This is a genomic window from Exiguobacterium sp. s150, from assembly GCF_018618435.1.
GTDB classification, from domain to species: domain Bacteria; phylum Bacillota; class Bacilli; order Exiguobacteriales; family Exiguobacteriaceae; genus Exiguobacterium; species Exiguobacterium alkaliphilum.
In genome coordinates this window covers 1-5146 of record NZ_JACSMC010000056.1, presented here as the reverse complement: position 1 = coordinate 5146, position 5146 = coordinate 1, and the positions used below count along the sequence as shown (strand labels likewise).

Sequence of the window (5146 nt, the reverse complement as noted above, 5' to 3'; positions counted from 1 at the left end):
TGTTGTTTTCGTCCCTTCACGAGATATCGAAGATAAGGAGTGCCCATTTACATACTGACACTTGTCAGGCAGTATTTTTATGGTCGCCCACACGGTCGGAAAAAGCAACGGCTTTAGCTAAAGGTTTTACGAAAAGGCAAAATAATACATCTCTTTATGCTATATTTGTATTATCAGAATCTTCAAACAAGAGGTGAATGAATTGATTATTGATACGGTTAAAAAGAACTTTAGAGATGTTGGTCATATGTTATTCATGAGTGTGTTTTTTACGCTTATGAGTTATCAATTCACTAGATTTCCGTACTCTGAGCCTTGGGTCGACTATCTATTTTATTTCGGTACCGTGGTGGCCTATCTAGGGTTGATATACGCAATTTACATGAAGATCCGTGACAAGCGAAATAGAAAAACGATGCAGTAAGAAGAAATATTTTATTGTCATCATATCTATGTAGAGGTAGAATAATCAGTAACAAAATATGGACGGAACAACAAAAAACGCCACTTCTCCTATCAACCTGTCGCCAAACGGGTTGATGATCATCGAAGTGACGCTTTTGAATAGCGAGTGGTGGAACACTAGCTATTGATCGTTGAAGGCACACAGGACGTGACTTCAACTTAGATGCACCTATCATACTAAGGAAACCTGGAACATTCAAGGTTTTAGTATAAAAAAGGGCGTCGTTCAGTAGCGAGTTTCACGAAACTCCCTATTCGAACGACGTCCTTTTTGTGTTGGTTTTTTTACATATCAGAGTTCTGCACTCGCTCTTAAAACGAGTAGGTCCATCTAGCCGACGCAACAAAGTAGATCGGTCACCAATGCGGTTCCAGCATGTGGTGTGACGTTAGCAGGGGAAGGACGGAAAGCCCTGTACATAGCCTAAGTCCCTCCGGGGATATGGTAAAGATCGTTGAGAGGTTCAGACGGGGTCATATGGTACGACCGGAGGCAGTCCCACGACAAACGGTGGGGGAGTTCCTCGTAGGCGGCTGTATGATTGCTGTGACACGACGCAGGACGGCTCTGGCCGTCGTGCAGTGGGTTATGTGACGAGTCGCCGAAAGGCAGCAAGGTAGGGCGTGGAAACGCCTTGTGTGCGCGATAGCAGCGCAGCGAGTCACATGTCGGGGTTGAGACACCCCGGAGTCTTGGAACGCCTAGACATACGGATACCTCGTCTTGCACTAGACGGAGAACGTGGTGGGCAGATTTTAACCGCATCCTTTTTCAAAGGGGTTAGTCTGCCCATCCAGCCGTTTCCTATCTTCCCTACCGGAGTATGCCCGGTGCGCTCTTTGGTTTCAAGTCTTTTTCTTTCCAAGTTCTAAAAAGAAAAGAACAAAGAGCAAACAGATCAGCGAGGAAGTAGTAGAAGATGTAAATTCGTATGTGGCACGAGGAATACGAGCCTAGCGTAGTCTGGCGACGTGTTCCGCATGTGCCCCGACAAACGAGCAAAGGCGTAAACGCCGTAGCGAAGTGCGTTCAGTAGCAAGAAGAACGACCTGGAGAGGATCGCCCGAGACATCCGACAGGATGCCAGGGCGATTCAGAAGGGAAAACAAGAAGGGATTAGCCCCAATTGCGAAGAATCAAGAGGGTAAGAGGGAAGGTTAGTTAAAAGTTAGGAAGGAAGGTGTGTGGCTATGAAGAGCATGGAACTGACGATCTTTGAGGTGACCAAGTTGAATGAGGACATGAAGTTCCTCGATCTGGCGAAAGAACATGCGCCGGTGGGCAAGGAGAAGCTTCGCGAGGCGTTGAAGTCGGCTGGTGCGACGTTCGACCAACGAACTAAACGGTGGCACATCGACCGCAGCCATCCGAATGCGGACAAGAAAGTGCTCGATTTTGTGCAATCGAGTCGTGTCAGTACGCCGAAACCGAAGAAAATCTCGTCTGAGCCGTTGAAGATCGACCCGGTCACGGGACAGTCCCAATTGGACGACGAATATTTCGCGATTGAGATGAAACCCGAACAGATTGTCCGGAAAAAGGTCTCTTTGGATATGGATGTGTCGTTACATAAGCAGTTGAAGCAGATCGCCCTGGAGAACGACATGAAACTCTATGAGTTGGTCGAGAGAGTGTTGGGAGATTATGTGCGTAAAAAATGAATTGGAAAGAGTAGCCTGATTCCTGTGATAGAACAAATCGGACTACTCTAAATTTAAAATCCATTTATTTCTTCTTTGAACAGTAAGTCTCTTTTAGGTCCGGGAGCCTCTTCTTCTGAATCGTATCCATAATACACAATAGAATGTTGATCATGAGATATTGATTTAACGAAAAAATCATATTGGACATTTGGTTCATCAGTAAAGCTTATAGCATAGTGATAACCCATATACGTGTATGAAGATGAGGAAATGTTGTACAAATCTTTTGTTAAAGTAACCTTTTCCTCTAGTTGAGAAATTAAAAATGCTTCTCTTCTTTCTTTTTCAAAATGAATGTAAGTAAACGATCCGATTATCACAAAAAAAATAATTACAATTAAATAAAAAAATCTTCTTGAAAAAGTCAAAATTATTAACACCTTCCTTTTTTAGGTAAATGAGTCAACTTAACGTATATAATAGCTTAAAAAGGAGGAACTTTAATGAAAAAACTAATATTCTTTTTAGTAATCACATTAATTTTAAGCGTTGTTGTAGTAGTGAATCCATCTATATCTAAAGCTGAGACGAACGAGACGAGTTCAGAGGGAGAAACATCTTTAAACTTGAACGAGGCAACTGATGCCTATTCTGAGGAAGGGTCAGTAATTTCCTTTCCTGTAGTGAAAGATGGAACCGGAGGTGGCGATGCCGGCACATTTGCAGTGACTGGTCCTAATGACACTGTCCGCTATCCTAATTCTACAATTGTAGTTCGTGTTGGGGATATCTTAATTTCAGAAAAAAGTTGGGATGCAACGAGATTTGTTGGACACGCAGCTATTGTTGGACCGGATTTTGTGGTTCGAGAAGTACTGCCAGGTGTAGCAGGTCGAGCAGTATCGTTAGCAAGCCATCGGTTGAATCAAAATGGTGGAGTTGTGAAAATTTATCGTCATTCTAATTCAACTACGGCTTCTAAGGCTGGAATATGGGCAACTAACAATATCGGTAAAGTTACAAGTTACTGGTATAATGCCAATCTTCAAGGCATTTCACCTAACTATTGCTCGAAGTTCATTTACCAAGCTTATATGAATTCAACAGGCACTTTAGTTGGGTACATAGACAAACCGTCTATCAATGGTGGGGTACTCACAGGCTATGTTTTGCCTAACTCTTTAACTGTTGGAACTAACTACGTGGGGACGTACAAGTAATCATCTTTTAATTCTTTGCGTGAAATAAAAACTCCACGCAAACTTGATGACGGTCTCAAGCCAAAGTCCAGAAAACGGACAAAATCGTTCCAAATTCACAATCTTTCTATCGTGAATTTGGAACGATTTTTCTAACAGATTAAATCCCTTTAACTTCTTTTTTTGTTACTTCTCCCGTATCTGGGTTCATTACAAAACTTTCGCCTTGTGAATTTTCAAATAAATAAAAGTGAGTTGGTTTGAAAAAGCTTATGCCCTCTTGAGTTACTGGTATAGTTCTGGTGTTTTCTGATTTGATTTCTTCATTTTTTTGTATGATTGTTTCTGCTTCGTTAATTGTTACTTTAGGGAACGACAGAAAACTTATAACAACTAATATCGTCACGAAAATAGCATATACGACTTTTTGCTGTTTTGTTTTGATTTGATAAAAGTACCATATGTTAAATGTCGCAAAAAAAACTGGTAAAAATAATGCTGATGTTCCAAGGAAAAATGTTCTATCAATACTTACTAAAGCCAAAATCCATAAGATTGATAAGACTGGCACCAAGTACTTTTTCATCCTTACTTACTCCTTTTTAGACCCTATTAACATCCTCTTCCAAACGTAGCGATTGCCTGGCTCAGCATAACTTGATAAGAAGTTGGGCTTCCATAAGCGGTTACAGTTTGGCTAATACGTTCAGTTGAAGATTTTCCTGTGTATTGATTATACAGTACGAAATATTCGCTAGTGATCTTATTTGTAAAATATCTCGTATTATTAATTGTTGCATAATAGTCTTTAGTAGTGGTGTAAGCATAGTAACTACCTTCAAATCCAGATTGAATAACCGATCCGACTACACTGGCACCAGTCCCCACTAACGCAGCTCTCAGCATAGTAGAGGTCATAGGGGTTTTCAATGCGATTGATGCAATGATTGTGCCGAGTACTGCGGATATAGCTTGACCAGAAGTGAGTTTTAAAACATGTCTTGTTTTAGTTACTGTTCCTGTCTTTTCAAATAAATAAGCTGTAGTTGCTTTGCACGAACCTACTGCGGTTGTAGCCTTCGAAGCTACTTGCGAATAATAGCCAGTACCAAAAGGAGTTATTTCAATATTACCTAAAGAACTTTTAGGGGAAGAAGTTTCGACCGAAATGGTATCGCTTACATTTTCGTCAATTTCTTTTTCCCCATAGTCCATAAACCCTGTTATGTTTCCGGTCTTTAAATCAACTGTGCTTTCTTGTTCCAAAACGTCGTTTATGTAAATAGAGACTTTTACAATTTCTTGATCGATATAAGTGATGACTTTATTTTTTCTCCCTAACTCATCTATATAATTTTCTTCTGATGAGATTGGAGAGCTAGTCATAGCGTTAACTCTGTTTTGCGGCAATAAAGTTAATACTAAGGACAAAGAAAGCAAGAGAGCGATAGTTTTTCTGAACATAGAAACACATCCTTTTTTGTTTTAATTTTAACATTAATAAATATTTTTTATCTAAAAAAACCAATTATGTAATTTTTTTTTTTTAGTAATTTGATCTTCGGATGAAATCTGTAAGATGAAGAAAGAAGAAAAAAGAGCATAAGGGGAAACTGCTATCACTTTCCGTGATAGCCCAGGCAGGGCCTGGGGTTTCTGTGATATCACCAAAAGTCCAAAAATGGCACGAAATGTGCCAGTGAAAACACGAAAGTGGCACAAAAAGTGCCACTTTTTTATTCGTCGTTCGCGTCCATATACAACTTGAAAATGAAATTCCGTCGCGCTTCTCGTTGTGCTCTTGTCTTGATGTACGGATTCTCTTTTTCGTATTCGAT

At 40.3% G+C, this 5146-nt stretch carries 5 protein-coding genes; 2 read left to right on the top strand and 3 right to left on the bottom strand.

Annotated features, from left to right (window positions below; all coding sequences use genetic code 11):
• The first annotated feature begins 1665 nt into the window (after positions 1–1665).
• The gene (locus tag KNP76_RS15275; protein ID WP_251137541.1) at positions 1666–2127 is read left to right on the top strand and encodes a hypothetical protein; all 462 of its coding nucleotides are present in this window, start codon (positions 1666–1668) and stop codon (positions 2125–2127) included.
• A 53-nt stretch (positions 2128–2180) separates the two neighbouring features.
• Here the strand turns inward: KNP76_RS15275 and KNP76_RS15270 are convergent, their stop codons facing one another.
• A complete protein-coding gene (locus KNP76_RS15270) occupies positions 2181–2489 on the bottom strand; it encodes a hypothetical protein (RefSeq protein WP_251137540.1) in 309 nt (102 codons plus the stop codon).
• Positions 2490–2612: 123 nt separating this feature from the next.
• Between KNP76_RS15270 and KNP76_RS15265 the strand changes: the two genes are divergently transcribed.
• Positions 2613–3329: a C40 family peptidase gene (locus tag KNP76_RS15265; RefSeq protein ID WP_214845010.1), complete on the top strand. Its 717-nt coding sequence runs from the start codon at positions 2613–2615 to the stop codon at positions 3327–3329.
• 139 nt (positions 3330–3468) lie between these two features.
• On the opposite strand, the gene KNP76_RS15260 is transcribed toward KNP76_RS15265, so the two are convergent.
• Positions 3469–3894: a hypothetical protein gene (locus KNP76_RS15260; protein WP_214845009.1), complete on the bottom strand. Its 426-nt coding sequence runs from the start codon at positions 3892–3894 to the stop codon at positions 3469–3471.
• Positions 3895–3920: 26 nt separating this feature from the next.
• Positions 3921–4772, bottom strand: coding sequence for a FapA family protein (locus KNP76_RS15255; RefSeq protein WP_214845008.1), 852 nt, complete (start codon positions 4770–4772; stop codon positions 3921–3923).
• Positions 4773–5146: the final 374 nt, after the last annotated feature.

Coding starts and splice junctions, on each gene's coding strand:
- KNP76_RS15275 (WP_251137541.1), top strand. CDS start 1,666: ATGGAACTGACGATCTTTGAGGTGACCAAGTTGAATGAGGACATGAAG.
- KNP76_RS15265 (WP_214845010.1), top strand. CDS start 2,613: ATGAAAAAACTAATATTCTTTTTAGTAATCACATTAATTTTAAGCGTT.
- KNP76_RS15260 (WP_214845009.1), bottom strand. CDS start 3,894: ATGAAAAAGTACTTGGTGCCAGTCTTATCAATCTTATGGATTTTGGCT.
- KNP76_RS15255 (WP_214845008.1), bottom strand. CDS start 4,772: ATGTTCAGAAAAACTATCGCTCTCTTGCTTTCTTTGTCCTTAGTATTA.